Annotated in this window: 10 protein-coding genes and 1 rRNA gene (1 of these 11 cut by a window edge); 9 read left to right on the top strand and 2 right to left on the bottom strand. The window is 55.9% G+C overall.

What is annotated here, in order from left to right; translation table 11 throughout:
• A 23S ribosomal RNA gene (locus tag GZH47_RS03235) occupies positions 1-2,325 on the top strand (it extends 603 nt beyond the left edge of the window).
• A gap of 326 nt (positions 2,326-2,651) precedes the next feature.
• On the opposite strand, the gene GZH47_RS03230 is transcribed toward GZH47_RS03235, so the two are convergent.
• The gene (locus tag GZH47_RS03230; protein ID WP_225446511.1) at positions 2,652-4,775 is read right to left on the bottom strand and encodes a Sip1-related alpha-galactosidase; all 2,124 of its coding nucleotides are present in this window, start codon (positions 4,773-4,775) and stop codon (positions 2,652-2,654) included.
• Between the two features lie 345 nt (positions 4,776-5,120).
• On the opposite strand from GZH47_RS03230, the gene GZH47_RS03225 reads away from it, so the two are divergent.
• The 8 genes from GZH47_RS03225 to GZH47_RS03190 all read left to right on the top strand — a co-directional run bounded on the left by GZH47_RS03225 (position 5,121) and on the right by GZH47_RS03190 (position 14,351).
• Entirely contained in the window at positions 5,121-5,960 is an 840-nt protein-coding gene (locus GZH47_RS03225) for a helix-turn-helix domain-containing protein (protein WP_162638513.1), read from the top strand.
• A gap of 205 nt (positions 5,961-6,165) precedes the next feature.
• Positions 6,166-7,170, top strand: coding sequence for a Gfo/Idh/MocA family protein (locus tag GZH47_RS03220; RefSeq protein WP_162638512.1), 1,005 nt, complete (start codon positions 6,166-6,168; stop codon positions 7,168-7,170).
• Positions 7,171-7,666: 496 nt separating this feature from the next.
• Entirely contained in the window at positions 7,667-9,421 is a 1,755-nt protein-coding gene (locus tag GZH47_RS03215) for a cache domain-containing sensor histidine kinase (protein WP_162638511.1), read from the top strand.
• Between the two features lie 3 nt (positions 9,422-9,424).
• On the top strand, positions 9,425-10,219 hold the full coding sequence (locus GZH47_RS03210) for a response regulator transcription factor (protein ID WP_162638510.1): 795 nt from the start codon (positions 9,425-9,427) through the stop codon (positions 10,217-10,219).
• 123 nt (positions 10,220-10,342) lie between these two features.
• Positions 10,343-11,776 carry an ABC transporter substrate-binding protein gene (locus tag GZH47_RS03205; protein WP_162638509.1) on the top strand — a complete coding sequence of 478 codons (1,434 nt, stop codon included), beginning with the start codon at positions 10,343-10,345 and terminating at the stop codon, positions 11,774-11,776.
• Positions 11,777-11,891: 115 nt separating this feature from the next.
• Positions 11,892-12,758 (top strand): carbohydrate ABC transporter permease, encoded by an 867-nt coding sequence (locus GZH47_RS03200; RefSeq protein WP_162638508.1) that lies wholly within the window; start codon positions 11,892-11,894, stop codon positions 12,756-12,758.
• Entirely contained in the window at positions 12,755-13,585 is an 831-nt protein-coding gene (locus GZH47_RS03195) for a carbohydrate ABC transporter permease (RefSeq protein WP_162638507.1), read from the top strand. The genes GZH47_RS03200 and GZH47_RS03195 overlap by 4 nt, the downstream gene beginning before the upstream one ends.
• A gap of 259 nt (positions 13,586-13,844) precedes the next feature.
• Positions 13,845-14,351 (top strand): GNAT family N-acetyltransferase, encoded by a 507-nt coding sequence (locus GZH47_RS03190; RefSeq protein WP_162638506.1) that lies wholly within the window; start codon positions 13,845-13,847, stop codon positions 14,349-14,351.
• A gap of 54 nt (positions 14,352-14,405) precedes the next feature.
• On the opposite strand, the gene GZH47_RS03185 is transcribed toward GZH47_RS03190, so the two are convergent.
• Positions 14,406-15,737, bottom strand: a complete 1,332-nt coding sequence (locus GZH47_RS03185) for a glycosyltransferase (RefSeq protein WP_162638505.1) — start codon at positions 15,735-15,737, stop codon at positions 14,406-14,408.
• Between the last annotated feature and the right edge of the window lie 16 nt (positions 15,738-15,753).

The raw sequence follows: 15,753 nt of genomic DNA, 5'->3' as shown, positions 1-15,753 counted from the left end.
GCGTGCCTTTTGTAGAATGAACCGGCGAGTTACGTTCCCATGCAAGGTTAAGGTGAAGAGCCGGAGCCGCAGCGAAAGCGAGTCTGAATAGGGCGAATGAGTATGTGGACGTAGACCCGAAACCGTGTGATCTACCCCTGTCCAGGGTGAAGGTGCGGTAACACGCACTGGAGGCCCGAACCCACGAATGTTGAAAAATTCGGGGATGAGGTGGGGGTAGCGGAGAAATTCCAATCGAACTCGGAGATAGCTGGTTCTCCCCGAAATAGCTTTAGGGCTAGCCTCGGAATTGAGAGTCGTGGAGGTAGAGCACTGATTGGGTGCGGGGCCCGCCAAGGGTTACCAAGTCCAGTCAAACTCCGAATGCCATGTACTTATATCCGGGAGTCAGACAGTGAGTGCTAAGATCCATTGTCAAGAGGGAAACAGCCCAGACCATCAGCTAAGGTCCCCAAGTGTGTGTTAAGTGGGAAAGGATGTGGAGTTGCAAAGACAACCAGGATGTTGGCTTAGAAGCAGCCACCATTTAAAGAGTGCGTAATAGCTCACTGGTCGAGTGACTCTGCGCCGAAAATGTAACGGGGCTAAACACACCACCGAAGCTATGGCTTGATGCGTATGCATCAGGGGTAGGGGAGCGTCGTGTACAGACTGAAGTCAGACCGTAAGGACTGGTGGACCGTACACGAGTGAGAATGCCGGTATGAGTAACGAAAAGACAAGTGAGAATCTTGTCCGCCGTAAGACTAAGGATTCCTGAGGAAGGCTCGTCCGCTCAGGGTAAGTCGGGACCTAAGGCGAGGCCGAAAGGCGTAGTCGAAGGACAACAGGTTGATATTCCTGTACCACCGTAAGCCGTTACGAGCAATGGGGTGACGCAGAAGGATAGTGACGCGGACTGATGGATGTCCGTCCAAGCAGTGAGGCTGATGTGTAGGCAAATCCGCACATCGATAAGGCTGGGCTGTGATGGGGAGCGAAAATTGCAGTAGCGAAGGTCATGAGTTCAGGCTGCCAAGAAAAGCCTCTAGCCAGGTGAAGGTGCCCGTACCGCAAACCGACACAGGTAGTCGAGCAGAGTATGCTAAGGCGCTCGGAAGAACTCTCGTTAAGGAACTCGGCAAAATGACCCCGTAACTTCGGGAGAAGGGGTGCCTCGGTAGGGTGAATAGCCCGAGGGGGCCGCAGTGAAAAGGCCCAAGCGACTGTTTAGCAAAAACACAGGTCTGTGCGAAGCCGTAAGGCGAAGTATACGGGCTGACGCCTGCCCGGTGCTGGAAGGTTAAGGGGAGTGGTTAGCCGCAAGGCGAAGCTATGAACCGAAGCCCCAGTAAACGGCGGCCGTAACTATAACGGTCCTAAGGTAGCGAAATTCCTTGTCAGGTAAATTCTGACCCGCACGAATGGCGTAACGACTTGGGCGCTGTCTCAACGAGAGATCCGGTGAAATTTTAATACCTGTGAAGATGCAGGTTACCCGCGACAAGACGGAAAGACCCCATGGAGCTTTACTGCAGCTTGATATTGGACTTTGGTACGATCTGTACAGGATAGGTGGGAGCCTTGGAAATCGGAGCGCCAGCTTCGATGGAGGCATCGTTGGGATACCACCCTGATCGTATCGGAGTTCTAACCTGGTACCGTAATCCGGTACAGGGACCGTGTCAGGTGGGCAGTTTGACTGGGGCGGTCGCCTCCTAAAATGTAACGGAGGCGCCCAAAGGTTCCCTCAGAATGGTTGGAAATCATTCGTAGCGTGCAAAGGCATAAGGGAGCTTGACTGCGAGACCTACAAGTCGAGCAGGGACGAAAGTCGGGCTTAGTGATCCGGTGGTACCGCATGGAAGGGCCATCGCTCAACGGATAAAAGCTACCCTGGGGATAACAGGCTTATCTCCCCCAAGAGTCCACATCGACGGGGAGGTTTGGCACCTCGATGTCGGCTCATCGCATCCTGGGGCTGAAGTAGGTCCCAAGGGTTGGGCTGTTCGCCCATTAAAGCGGTACGCGAGCTGGGTTCAGAACGTCGTGAGACAGTTCGGTCCCTATCTGTCGTGGGCGTAGGAAATTTGAGAGGAGCTGTCCTTAGTACGAGAGGACCGGGATGGACGCACCGCTGGTGTACCAGTTGTTCCGCCAGGAGCATCGCTGGGTAGCCAAGTGCGGACGGGATAAGCGCTGAAAGCATCTAAGCGTGAAGCCCCCCTCAAGATGAGATTTCCCAGTATGTAAGACCCCTTGAAGACGACGAGGTTGATAGGTTCGAGGTGGAAGCGCAGCAATGCGTGGAGCTGACGAATACTAATCGGTCGAGGGCTTATCCAAGAACATCTCGTTTCAGCCAAGGTGAAACAAGGTTTACCGTCTTATGGCGGTAATACAAAGTTTCATTCCGGAGAATTCTAGGCTAACATAAGGTGAAACTTATGATTCCTAGAATTTAATGTAAGAAACCTTCGCAAAGGTTCGTATCCAGTTTTCAGGGTGTAACCCAACTGAGTAAAAGGAAAGGACATGATTTCTATCATGTCCTTTCCTTTTTTGCTTTTTAAAGTACAAAGCCGGTGGCTGAACGAGCAGAAAGAGAAGAACCGTAGTTGCTACGGTTCTTCTCTGCGTTATGGAGATATGGCCGATGCATGAGTTCAAGACTAGGCCAACATAATTTCAACCAGCACGCTGCTGCCTTTCGAATCGGCGCAATCCACCGTGTAGAACCCGGATTCACGTTGGACTTTCGCATGCTCGCCATTGATAAGGACGGCTGCAGGTTCCGTATCGCAGGCGAATCCGAGCAGGCCGCCTTCGCGCAGCGCAAGGACGGTTCGTCCGTTCGCTGACCAGCACGATTCAATCGCGGCAGGCGAGACGTATTTGTCGACGAGGCCGAAGCAGGCGATGCCGTCCCGATACGGAACGACTGCGAACAACGCAGGCTGCCCGCGTTCGACGGAGAAGGCATGTGAAGCTGTCTGGTCCAGATTGAACGCTTGGCGGTTGAAGTGATCCAGCACGGCATAACGTTCTTCCGCGAGACCCGGGACATCGCCGATCCGCAGCTTGCCGCTAACCGTTTCTGCCTCGCTATGAAGGTGGAAAGCCGCAAGCAGGCCGCAATCGCCGGAGCGATTCCAAACTTTGAGCGGCACGGGCTGTTCCACGGGGTTCGTGAACAGGCAGTCTTCAGTCGGGAGTCCCGGGCGGTCGGCGCGCAGGACGCGACCATTCGAATAGATGAGCGGCCGAAGCTTCGAGGCATCGGTCGTGCCGACGGGATCGCTGATATACACCGGACCGCCGCTGACGGCACGCAGCACGGCATGGCTCACGCTGTCATCATGCGACGTCCACCACATGTCCCAATCGCCCCAATACAACGTGCCGTGATAGACGGAATTGTAGGCGTTCTGCAGCGCATGCTCCCGGAACCAATCCGGCTTGCTCGGGTAGAAATCGTCACTGTTGCGCGAGATCGCCGTATTGCCGCGATTCCACACGTTCTCCTGGGCCATTCCCATGCAATTGATCAGACGTCCGTCGAAGAATAGGGCAGCTGATGCTTCGAGCGATTGATGCAGTCCCGCTGCCGCGCGCCCGAGCGGCAGTTGACCTTGAACGAATTGAACCAGCGAGCTCTGGCTGTCGACCTTGATCATATCGATACCTTGACGAGCAAGGCTTTCATGCCATGTTTTCCAGAAAGAGAGCCCCTTCGCCGGATCCGGGTGTGGAATCAAGCGCCCCGCGTGGTCGGCGAATAAAACATCTCGCATGTCGCTTGCCAATTCGCTCCCCGGCTCGATCCCATGCCAATAACCTGTAAAAGCATGCCAGACGCCGACCCATTTGACGCCATAATGATTCTTCAACGAGCGGACGGTTGCAAGCAGTCCATTCGGGAATTTCTCCGCGTTCGCACCGAGGGAAGATAACGTCTTGTCCTCCCGCACGGGGGACCAGCCGTCGTCAATCATTACCCAGCGGACGGGAACGTCCTTCTCCTGCAGCTCGGCGGCTTTAGCTTCGATGCCATGCTCCGAAACCTCGTGATAGAACGCGTCCCACGTGCACCAACCCAAATAGTCAAATGCTTCGGGATACGATTTGGACTCCCGCGTGCGGACAGGCTTGTCCATGGCATGCAGCATTGCCGCCGCCGCTTGCTCCGCCGCAATATACGACGCGTCGCTTTCGCTCAGCACGTAGAGCAGCTGGCGTCCGCTGCGAAATCCGCGCACAAGCGGGGAGACGACGATGTCGAACCCGTCCCCGTTGCCTTGGAGCGTCGTCTTGCACACATCTGAGCAGGCTGGGAACAATTGGGTGTAACGTCCGCCGGCCCGCCAAAGCAGCGTCTGCGTCTGTGCTGGCAAAGCGCTCGTTCCCTCCGCAATATAAGGGCGCGTCCACCATTTATAGTGGTTATAATGCGCCAGGATGCCTTCCGCACCGACGGGATCGCTGACCGAGAAGCGGAGACCGGCTTCTGGAGCAAGCGCATGCGTGACGCCGAAAACATCTTGCTTCAGCTGGACGGATACATAAGCGAGGACAGTGCTGGCGTAACATTTCAGCTCTAACGTGATTGAATCGCTTTCTTCCTCTCCGCGGAAGGCCAGCGTCCGTGTCCGGTAATCGCCGAGCGCATCCGTGCCGGAAGGCCCGTCACTCCAACCGCCGGCTTGAAACGAAGGCCGTTTGCCGTTATCCAGCGTAACGGACAGCGCAATCGGGTTCAGCAGGCCGAAACCATTCTTATCGTGAAAATCGTTCATATTCGTCAATGTTAGAAACTCCTTTCGGATCGTCGATGTGCCATGACAGATTCGCGCACCTTCATCATAGCGAATACAAGGTGAGGCCGCGAGATAATTCCGTCCGGCATTGGCGGAAAGAAGTACGTATTTTTGAGGATTGCGCGCGATAGGGGGAATTTCGTACGCTGGAGCCGACAGAAGGGTAGAAATTCGTCTTCTGCGCTTGCTCCATTCCTGAAAATGGATTCGAACGCGCCCGGATTGCAGACGAATTTCCGCGTCCTTCCTAGCGGTAAACGCTTTATAATGGATAGGAGGATGAACGCATCCTAAATTACCCACGCACTCGTCAGGAGGAGTTCGATGAACGGCATGCAACCTTGGCTGCAACTGATCGAGAAAGCTTCGCTTCAAATTTTGCAGCATGATCTTCACAGACGTTCGGAGCTGCAGCAGCGGAACCGCGTGCTTCCTTTTTACGTCGTGTCATTTATAAAAGAAGGATCCTGCCGGATGCGGCTTGGCGGACGCGATTATCACGCGAAGCAGGGCGACGTCCTCTTCGTTCCGCCGGATGCGCTGCATGATCACGTGAAGGATACGTCCGAAGAGACGGTTTTTATGTGGTGGCATTTTACGCTCAATATCGCGGACTGCATGGACGCGCTGCAGCTGTTTCATTTTCCGCCGGTCTTCCGGCTTCCCGATCCGGAACGCTTCGAGGAGGTCTTCTTGGAATACCGCCGCTGCGCGGAGCAGCCGGCTTCGCTCGCCGACAGCCTTATGAAGGGGGCCAAAGCGCTTGAACTTATCGCGATTCTCATCGATGCGGCGCTGCGGCAGCCGGACGTCCGGCTGAAGGCGGTGTACGCAGATTCGTTCACGACCATGCTGAACGAGCTGCTGGAAAATCCGGAAACCCGCGTCGATTTGGCCGAATTGGGAGAGCGCTACCATATGCATCCGACGTACATTTCCAACCAGTTCAAAAAGATATTCGGCATTACGCCGATGCAGCTTCAGCTCCAACTTCGGCTGCAGAAAGCCAAGCAGCTGCTGGAAACGGAGAAACGGCCGATCAGCGAAGTGGCCAAGCTGACCGGTTATGAGGACACGGACGATTTCTCCCGCTTTTTCAAAAGCAAAACCGGCATTTCACCGCTGAAGTACCGTAATGAGGGCAAGCAATGGACGGGGCTATAAACGAGCATACAGCTTAGCTGTTCGTCGACTGTCCGTCGACCGCCGCGATGGACCGCCTGCCTCCGCCTGTAGAAATCACAATAACGGCTGTAGACTTGTACTGTACGGCAGAATCCGTCAGCCATATAATGGACGTATTGTCTTCAGATTTGCTAACAGGCCGTTCATGGCCAATGTGATGGGATAACCTGCGGAGGTGCGGAAAGTGGAGAAACAGATTCGGGTCGGTATTATCGGACTAGGCGGTATGGGCCGCGCGCATGCGAAACATTTGAGAAGTTTGTCCGGGGTCGAGATTACGGCCGTATGCGGGCAATCGATGGAGAAGGCGGAAGCGTTCAATGCGGAGCATGCGGGCGGCACGGCAGCGGCGTATGATCGCTATGAAGATATGCTGGAGCAGGAGACGTTGGATGCGGTCTATGTGTGCATCCCGCCTTACGCGCATCGGGGCCAGGTGGAAGCCGCAGCCAAACGAGGCTGTGCCGTCTTCGTAGAGAAGCCGATCGCCTTGGATTCGGAAACGGCGGCTAGCATGGTTCTGGCAGTGGAGCAAGCGGGCGTTCTGTCCCAGGTGGGCTACCATAATCGCTTCGGCTCCGCGGTGCGGGAGCTGAAACGGATGATCGACGACGGCACGGCCGGCGTTCCCACGCTGTTCGACGGGCGTTACGACTGCAATTCGCTCCATTCGCCATGGTGGCGAGATCGCAGCCTCTCCGGCGGACAAGTGTTCGAGCAGGCGATACATACGTATGACCTGGCGATGCATCTGTTCGGCACCCCGACGCGCGTCAGCGGGTTGACGGGGAATCTGGCCCACCGCGAAATATCCGACTATACCGTCGAAGATACGAGCGCCGCGATCGTTCGTTTCGAATCCGGCGCGATGGCGTCGATCTGCGCCTCCAACTGCGCGGTGCCGATGGAATGGAACAGCTCCTTCACGGTCGTTTGCAGCAAGGCGACCGTTTACTTCATGGGGCCGAACAAGGCGGAATTCGTCCTGACGGGCGGTGCCGAGCCGGTTCGCCGGCTGTTCGAGGAAGAGGTCGACGTTTACTTGGAGGAGAACATCGCGTTCATCGCGGCGCTGCGCGGCGAAGGACCCGAGCTGTGTCCGATCGGCGATGGACTTGCGAGCCTTCGGCTCGTCGAGAAGGTCATGCAATCGGCCGAGCTGGACGGGACGATGCTGCAGTTCGAATAGTCGGCAGGTGAGCGAAATGCCGATTCAGCTGTCAGCTAACGAATGCGATACTCACACGGATTACGGTAGCGATAACTAAACCGACAGGTCGAATTTGCGCGGCATTTCGCCGCATTCATACCGCCGTAAAGCAAGCCGTTTGGGGGATTCTCCCTTGACGGCTTGTTTGTCTTTGGCGATGAAGCGCCGGACTCTGGTTTGACTCGGCTGGCTGCAACGTACCCGCGGCGCAATCTTGCAAGAGGATTAGCAGCGCGCGTGTGGAAATAGTGAATAGTGCAGGTACGAACGATCTGCGACGAGTTATTTTGCAAGCGCTTACTAAGGATTCGGACTTGATCGTCCGCTATGGTGCTGCATCTAATTCTATCGGACGGCAATTCAATGAAAGCCGGACTATGCGCCGCGGTTTCCATTCGTTACGATGCAATTAAGCACGATTGCGGCGCGGCCTTTGGGTCTGAACGATACTTTACAGAAGGCGAGCGTTGGAATTATGAGATGGACTTCGAGGCTGTTATCCCCGTTCCGATTCCGCAAAGTCAGAAGCCGCTTCATGGCGGCCATGGTCCTGCTGGCCGTGCCTCCGCTGTTCCTCCTCGGCTATATTTCGTTCAACATCGCCAAAGACACGCTGACGCGGACCATCTCGCAGACGAACCTCGATCATCTGGAGACTTCCAGCGAGGTAGCTGATTTGCTGTTCCGCAACATCATCAGCCTGAACCGTTCGATCGTCTTGAACGACGAGATCCGAGGCGACCTGCGGAGCAGCGAGATCAATACGAGCGTGCAGCAGAGCGAGATGAACGCCACCACCAGCAGCAGGCTGCAGTGGGTTATCAACAGCGATTCTTACGATTCGCGCTATGTCAATTCGCTCTGCGTGCTGGACCTCTATTACCAAACGTATTGTCTCGGCAAATCCGACGATGCGGGCATCTACGAGACGCCGACGAAGAAGCGGGACATCGAAGCGTCGGATTGGTACAAGCGCGCGGTCGACGCCAAGGGCAGGGTGGTGTTCTTCGACTATAACGTGCTCGGCGATGCGCCCAACACGTTCTCGACGGTCAAACTGTTCCGTGACTCCGGCGACCCGAACGGCCGAACGCTCGGCCTGCTGATCGTGAACCTATCGAAGACGATGTTCGGCAGCGTATTCAGCGAAAGCCATAATAATGGCCTGTTCATGGCGGTGGACTCCTCGCGGGACCAGCTTAAGGTGGTCTATCCCGAGGAGAGGCCGCCGGATCTGCCCAAGATGGCGGGCAGCTTGACCGATACGGAGAACGAGCTGCGCAAGCGGGGTTACCTGGTCAGCGAGTATCGGAACCAGTCGACGGGCTGGATGCTGCTGCACGTAATGAAGAAGAAGGAGCTGCTGAAGCAGTCGAACCGGATCGGTACGGCGACCACCTTGATCGCCTCGCTCATCGCGCTGGTGGCGCTGCTGCTCTCGGTGGTGATCTCCGGCACGATCACGAAGCCGCTCATTCAAATCAAGAAAATGATGGTCGATTGGAACAAGGGAGCGCGGGAATTCGGCGACAAGTTTCCGCAGGACGAGGTGGGCACGATCGGGGAGACGTTCAAGCGCATATCCTCGGAGAACGAGGAGCTGTCCGCGAGACTCGTCCATTCGGAGCTGAAGGAGAGGGAAGCCGAGCTGCGTGCGCTCCAGGCGCAGATCAAGCCTCATTTTCTGTATAACACGCTGGATTCGATCTATTGGATGGCCCGCTTGCAGAAGAATCAGGAGGCTGCCCAGATGGCGCTTTCGTTGTCCGAGAGCTTCAAGCTCAGCCTGAATAAGGGCAAAGAGACGATTCCCGTCTATAAGGAGCTTCAGCACATCGATCATTATATGACGATCCAGAACATTCGCTATAATAACCGGTTCACGTATCATGCGGACATCGACGAATCGATCATGAGCATCGAGATTCTGAAGCTGATCGTGCAGCCGCTCGTGGAGAATGCGATCTATCACGGTCTCGAGCCCAAGCTGGGAACGGGGAAGATCGAGGTAACGGGGAGAATGGAGGGCGAGTATCTCGTGTTCGTTGTCGAGGACGACGGGGTAGGCATCGTCGATATGTCGGTAGTCGATAAAGGGTACGGGCTCACCAATGTGAAGGACCGTATCGAGCTCTACTACGGGGCGACCAGCATCTTCCGAATGACAAGCGAAGCGGGCGCAGGCACCAAGGTAGAAGTAAGGTTCAAACCCTGTCGCGAGGAGGCGTAAACGATGCTTAAAGCCGTCGTATTTGACGATGAATATATCGTGATCGAAGCGCTGCGCATGCTCATCGATTGGACCGGCTTGGAGGTTGAGTTGGTGGGCACGGCCGGTGACGGGATTGCCGCCCTGGAGTTATTCAGGCAAGAGAGACCCGATATCGTGCTGACCGATATCCGGATGCCGGGCATGGACGGCCTGCAGCTGATTCGGGAGATCATGCGCGAAGCCGAGGATACTTGCTGTATCGTATTCAGCGGCTTCAACGAGTTCGAATACGTGAAGGAGGCGCTTCAGCTTGGCGTGACCGATTACTTGGAGAAGCCGATCACGGATGAGAGCGTGGAGCGTTCCCTGCGGAAGGCGGTGTCCAAAATCGGCAGTCAGCGCGAAACGACGGAAATTCGCCGAAAATGGGAAGAGAGTCAGCGGGAGCTGCTGGATAAGGCGCGTTTGGATGGCCAGGCGTTGGATGACGGGCTTGCACCGAAGACTTCCGCGGTCGGCCGGGCGCGTACCTATATCGTGCAGCACGTGAACCGCGATCTGTCGCTGCAGGAGGTAGCCGACCACGTTGGCATGAATGCGGCTTACTTAAGCGTATTGTTCAAGGAAGAGACGGGCGAGACCTATATCAAATTTCTGACCCGCTACCGGATGGAGCTTGCCAAGATGCTGCTTCGCAAGGGCTTGAAGGTGAACGAAGTAAGCGAACGGGTCGGCTACCATACGTACCGGCATTTCTCGGAGGTATTCAAGAAATGGACGGGGACCACCCCCGGCCATTACCGGGACCCCATCTAAAAAAAACGGACGCCGAACAATGAAATGACGCACTGAACGGCAGAGAGAGCTGCGTTTATAATGACGATATGGGTACCCGGGCCCTCTATCAACGATCGATCATCCTATAGGGGGAAACTGTTCATGACGATTGCGAGCGCAGGAAATACGAGAAAATACGTGGCGATCCTGTCGGGCGTGCTGTTGCTCGGAGGCTTGCTAGCCGGCTGCGGCAGTTCGAACGATAACGACAAGGCTTCATCTTCCGCGAATAACTCTTCTTCCGATAATCAGCCGTCCGCCGCGAATAATTCGTCGAACGCGAATACGAACGCGGATGCGAATGCGCCGTCGACGAACGATACCGACAAGCCGCAGGAGAAGGTCAAGCTCACCTTGCTTATCGATAACCAGCAAGACACGGTTAACGTGGCCAAAGCTTTGGTCGATGCCTTCCAAGCGAAGAACCCGAACATCACCATCGAGACGGAGACGCGTCCGGCCGGCAGCGAAGGCGACAACTTCGTGAAGACGCGCCTATCGACCGGCGATATGAACGATGTCTTCTTCTACAACTCCGGCTCGCTTATGCAAGCGCTTAACCCGGAGCAGAATATCCTGGACGTGACGGGCGAGCCTTGGGAAGGAGACGTCATCGACTCCTTCAAGCAAACCGTTACCTTCAATGGCAAGCAATACGGCGCTCCTTATAACTCGTCGATGGGAGGGGGCTGGTTCTACAACAAGAAGATCTACGCGCAGCTCGGGCTAAGCGTACCGAAGACGTGGGACGAATTGATGGCGAACACGAAGAAGATCAAGGAAGCAGGCATTACCGCCATCATCGGAACGTACAAGGATTCGTGGACGTCGCAGTTGATCATGCTGGCCGATTACTACAACGTGCAGGCCGAAGCGCCGACCTTCGCGGCCGACTATACCGCGAACAAAGCGAAGTATGCGACGACGCCCGCTGCGTTGAGAGGCTTCGAGAAGCTGCAAGAAACGGCAGGCTACATGAACAAGGATTATCTGGCTGCCAACCTGGATGCCGGACTCAAGATGCTGGCAGAAGGAAAAGGCGCGCAATATCCGATGCTTACCTTCGTCATCCCGACCATCGCGCAGAACAATCCCGATAACATCAACGATATCGGTTTCTTCGCTCAGCCGGGCGACAGCGCGGACAAGAACGGATTGACGGTTTGGATGCCGGGGGCGGCTTATATTTACAAGAACGGACAGCATCTCGACGAGGCCAAGAAGTTCGTAGCCTTCATTGCCTCCCCGGAAGGAATGGCGGTGGTCGGCACGGTGTCCAAACCGACCGGACCTTACGTGATTAAAGGCGCCGCGATTCCGGACGATGTCCCGCAGGTCGTCAAAGACATGCTTCCGTACTTCGATTCCGGCATGACGGCTCCGGCGCTCGAGTTCGTCTCTCCGGTCAAGGGGCCTAACCTCCCGCAGATCACGGTCGAAGTCGGCTCGGGCCATAAGAAGGCGGCGGACGCGGCTGCCGATTACGACAAGGACGTAGAGAAGCAAGCGCAGCAGCTTGGACTCGCCGGCTGGTAAACGGCTGGTAAAGCCAATAACGTCAAAAGGACATCTTGATGCTGTCCTTTTGACGTTTTATAGAGTCGATTCATAGGATCAACCGCAATCAACCATACCGACAAGGGGGATCGCAATGAACAAGGTTTGGAAAAGAACCTACTCCTATTACTTCCTGCTGCCTGCGGCGATCATCTACTTGGTCATCTTTATATTGCCGACGTTCATGTCCTTCTTCTTCAGCATGACACGTTGGACGCTGCAGGATTGGACCTATACCGGACTCGAGAATTTCAAGACGTTCTTCGAGGAGTCCTCGCTTAATATCGGCTTCAAGAACACGTTCGTCTACGCGGCCGTCACCTGCGTGCTGAAGGTAATATTCGGACTGCTGCTGGGCGTCTTCCTCACGTCGAAAATCAAGACCAAAAACTATCTCCGATCCGTCGTGTTCTTCCCGACCTTGGTGAGCACGATCGCCGTCGGCATCGCCTTCAGCACGCTCATGCATCCGACGGAGGGATTGATTAATACGACGCTGGCCCAGCTAGGGATATCGGGACCGGACTGGCTCGGCGATACGCGGTATGCGTTGTTGTCCGTCGCTTTCGTGGACGTCTGGAAAGGCGTAGGCTTCGCAACGGTCATCTATATCGCGGGCATCATGTCCATACCGGCGGAATATTACGAGGCGCTGCAGATCGATGGAGGCGGATCCTGGCACAAGTTCTGGAGCATCATCCTCCCGCTCAGCCGTCCAGCTACGAATACGGTTATTATTTTAGCGTTCATCGGCGGCTTGCGCAGCTTCGACATCCTATGGCCGATGACCGGGGGAGGACCCGGCTTCGCGACGGACGTCATTGCTTCCATTATCTATAAACAGTATCAGGCCGGCTTCTATGGGCTCGCGACAGCGGGCAACGTCATCCTGTTCTTATTCGTGTCCGTGCTTGCCTTCCCGCTATCGCTCTACTTGAACCGAAAAGAGGTGGACCTATGATCCGCCGCATCCGTCTATTCAGCATAGAAGCAGGAGCGGTGCTCGCTTCGGTCGTTATTTTCTGGATTCCGCTCTATTTCGTCCTGGTCAACGCCATGAAGGATGAGAAAGGCGCATCCCTGCGCAGCATGTCGTGGCCGGCCGCGAACCGGCTGTGGAGCAACGTCAAAGAGGTCATCCGGGCCCGTGATCACATGCTGCTTCACGCCTTCGTCAACAGCGCGACGCTGACCGTATTGTCGATCGCCGTTCTGCTGATCGTGTGTTCCATGGCCGGCTTCGTCATGCAGAGACGCTCCGATCGGTTTACGCCGTGGATCAGCTTCTTCGTGCTCGCGGGTTTGATTATTCCTCCGGCGATCGTGCCTACGATCTGGGTGCTGGAGAAGCTGCATTTGTTCAAAACGATGCTGGGACTCATTATGGTAGAAGTTGCCCTGGCGTTTCCGTTCGGCGTCTTGCTGTACCGCGGCTTCATGGGGGCGATTCCGAGAGAGATCGATGAAGCGTCCGTGGTCGACGGCTGCGGCGGGCTGCGGTTGTTTTTCCAAATTATTTTCCCTTTGCTGAAGCCCGTGAACGCGACGATCATCGTCACTTCATCGGTAGCGATCTTCAACGATTTCACCAATCCGCTCTACTTCTTCCCGGGCTCCAAGAACGCGACGGTGCAGCTCACGCTCTACAACTTCATGAGCCAGTTCATCTCGCAATACAATTTGCTCTATACGAACATCCTGCTGATCACGATTCCTCCGCTCGTGCTGTTCATCGTCTTCAACAAGAAGATCGTGTCAGGAATAACGGCGGGAGCCGTGAAGGGATAAGGATTAAGCCGGATAGACAATCGATGAATAAGCTAGTTGGATCCATCCATTGATCCGATTGGCTTTTTTGTCATGCAAGGAGAGAGGAGTTCGCGCGGGCCCTGCCAAACGTGTCGGGAATATCATCCAACTGCTGCCGATAAATATAGCTTTCCATGAATCGGATTATTTGTTATTTATAGAATAACTGGCCCGGCGGCGATCAAGGCGCGTGCCGCTAAGGTTCGTCGGGATGCCAAACAGGGGAGCTGGGGATGGAATGCATATCAGGGAAGCCAGGAAACAAGATGCCGCAGGTATCGCAAACGTTCACGTGGCGAGCTGGCAGACGACGTATCGCGGGTTGATGGCCGAATCGTATCTGGCCAATCTTTCCGTCGAGGGTCGGCTTCGGAGCTGGCTCTGGACGTTCGACAACTTGAAGAAGGACGAGATCATCTATGTAGCGGAAACCGGCGAGGGGAAGATCGTCGGTTTCTCCAGCGGCGGCCGAAGCCGTCATGACGACAGCCGTTACGAAGGCGAGCTGTACGCGATTTATTTATTGCAGGACTTCCAGGGGATGGGGCTAGGGAAGCGGCTTTTTCAACAAGTCTCATCGTCCTTGAAGGCAAGCGGCTGTTCGTCGATGATGTTATGGGTGCTTCGGGATAATCCGGCCGCGGCCTTCTACGCAGCTATGGGCGGCCGCGTATTCGATCGGAAAACGGAGACGATCGGCGAGAGCGATCTGGAAGAGCTGGCTGTCGGGTGGGAGCGGATGTAAGCTTCCAGGGCTCTTGCGTACCGCTGCGCAGCGCCGTCAGAATCGGACGTGCAGCTAACCCGAGTTATATCGTGCATGCGCGTAATACATCGCTTCGTATGCATTCATCTCAACGTCGAGCGACGGCAGGGGCATTTCGTCGATGCGGGCTTTCAGCCCGTTGATCATTGCGGGTCTGCGGAGGAGCAGCTTGAGCCGCGCCGCCAAATGACGGGCGTCCCCGACCCTGAATGTAAACCCGTTCAACCCGTCGGTGATCTTCTCGGCCATTCCGCCGATATTGGAGGCGATAACGGGTACGCGGGAGGCCAGCGCTTCATGGAGCGTCAGCGGATAATTCTCGTACCATACCGAAGGCACGATGGCGATGTCAGCCTCTTGATAGATTCGGGCGGTATCCGCTTCGGTGTACGTCCCCCGGAACGAGATGCGCTTGTCACGGTACGCTGCCCGGCGGAGCGATTCTGTATATTCAGGCGGGCCGGCTCCGTAGACATGAAGCCTGAGCCGGCGGGATGGTACCATGGCCATGGCGGCAAGCAGGACGTGGACGCCTTTATGCTCGCCGAGCGAGCCTCCGTACACGAGCGTGATCCGGTCGCCTGCCTGATAGGTTTTTCTATTCGGAGCGATCCACTCATAACGCATCCCATGCGGTACGACCTCGACGTTCAACGGGGGCATAACGCTCTTCATGTAAGCTGCCAGAAAAGCGGACGGGGCCGTGACGCATGCCGCCGTTTGAAGGAGAGGCATAAGCGCCTGCAGCCGTTCGCCAGCATACGGAATCTGGCAATGCGTCATGCATGCCGCTCCGCCTTCCGGTCCTGCGCATAGCTGACGATCATTACGGATTAAGGTGGATTTTGGACAAGCAAACCAATAATCGGTCAACGTCATTACGTACGGGATGCCGAGTTTACGGGCGGACTGCACGAACGCCGCGCCGTACATGGCATGCGCGACATGCAGCAGGTCGGGCTGCTCCCGCGTCAATAGTTCATCGGCGAAAGCGGACAGCCGGGGATCGCCGCCGTCAAAGGAGGATGACGATGCCGGATCCTCTTGCGAAGGGCTGCGATACGTGAGAACCGGGATGCCTTCATACATATATTCTTGGCTCGCAATTGCGGCGTTCTCGGCCGGCTGCTCTGGAATCCGACTGCTGCAGGCGATCACTTTCACGCGATGTCCGCGCTGCTGCATCGTGCGGGCTGCCTGCAGCACGAATTTCTCGGTGCCGGTGTAAGACTCCGGATAGAACGCATGTACGAGGTAGACAATGGCTAGCTTGGAGCCGGACGCCTGGCGGGCGCTGGGCTGCGGAGCATAATGCGATACGGCGGGCAGATTGAGAACAGGTACATGCAGCCCGGCAGTTTGCATGGTCTGTGTTGGGCTC

The sequence above is a fragment of the Paenibacillus rhizovicinus genome, from assembly GCF_010365285.1.
GTDB lineage: Bacteria > Bacillota > Bacilli > Paenibacillales > Paenibacillaceae > Paenibacillus_Z > Paenibacillus_Z rhizovicinus.
This window is presented reverse-complemented; position numbering and strand designations above follow the sequence as displayed.

What these genes read in the sequence shown, in the direction of transcription:
- GZH47_RS03195 (WP_162638507.1), top strand. Translation starts at nt 12,755, where the DNA reads ATGATCCGCCGCATCCGTCTATTCAGCATAGAAGCAGGAGCGGTGCTC.
- GZH47_RS03215 (WP_162638511.1), top strand. Translation starts at nt 7,667, where the DNA reads ATGAGATGGACTTCGAGGCTGTTATCCCCGTTCCGATTCCGCAAAGTC.
- GZH47_RS03205 (WP_162638509.1), top strand. Translation starts at nt 10,343, where the DNA reads ATGACGATTGCGAGCGCAGGAAATACGAGAAAATACGTGGCGATCCTG.
- GZH47_RS03230 (WP_225446511.1), bottom strand. Translation starts at nt 4,775, where the DNA reads ATGAACGATTTTCACGATAAGAATGGTTTCGGCCTGCTGAACCCGATT.
- GZH47_RS03225 (WP_162638513.1), top strand. Translation starts at nt 5,121, where the DNA reads ATGAACGGCATGCAACCTTGGCTGCAACTGATCGAGAAAGCTTCGCTT.
- GZH47_RS03185 (WP_162638505.1), bottom strand. Translation starts at nt 15,737, where the DNA reads ATGCAAACTGCCGGGCTGCATGTACCTGTTCTCAATCTGCCCGCCGTA.
- GZH47_RS03190 (WP_162638506.1), top strand. Translation starts at nt 13,845, where the DNA reads ATGCATATCAGGGAAGCCAGGAAACAAGATGCCGCAGGTATCGCAAAC.
- GZH47_RS03200 (WP_162638508.1), top strand. Translation starts at nt 11,892, where the DNA reads ATGAACAAGGTTTGGAAAAGAACCTACTCCTATTACTTCCTGCTGCCT.
- GZH47_RS03210 (WP_162638510.1), top strand. Translation starts at nt 9,425, where the DNA reads ATGCTTAAAGCCGTCGTATTTGACGATGAATATATCGTGATCGAAGCG.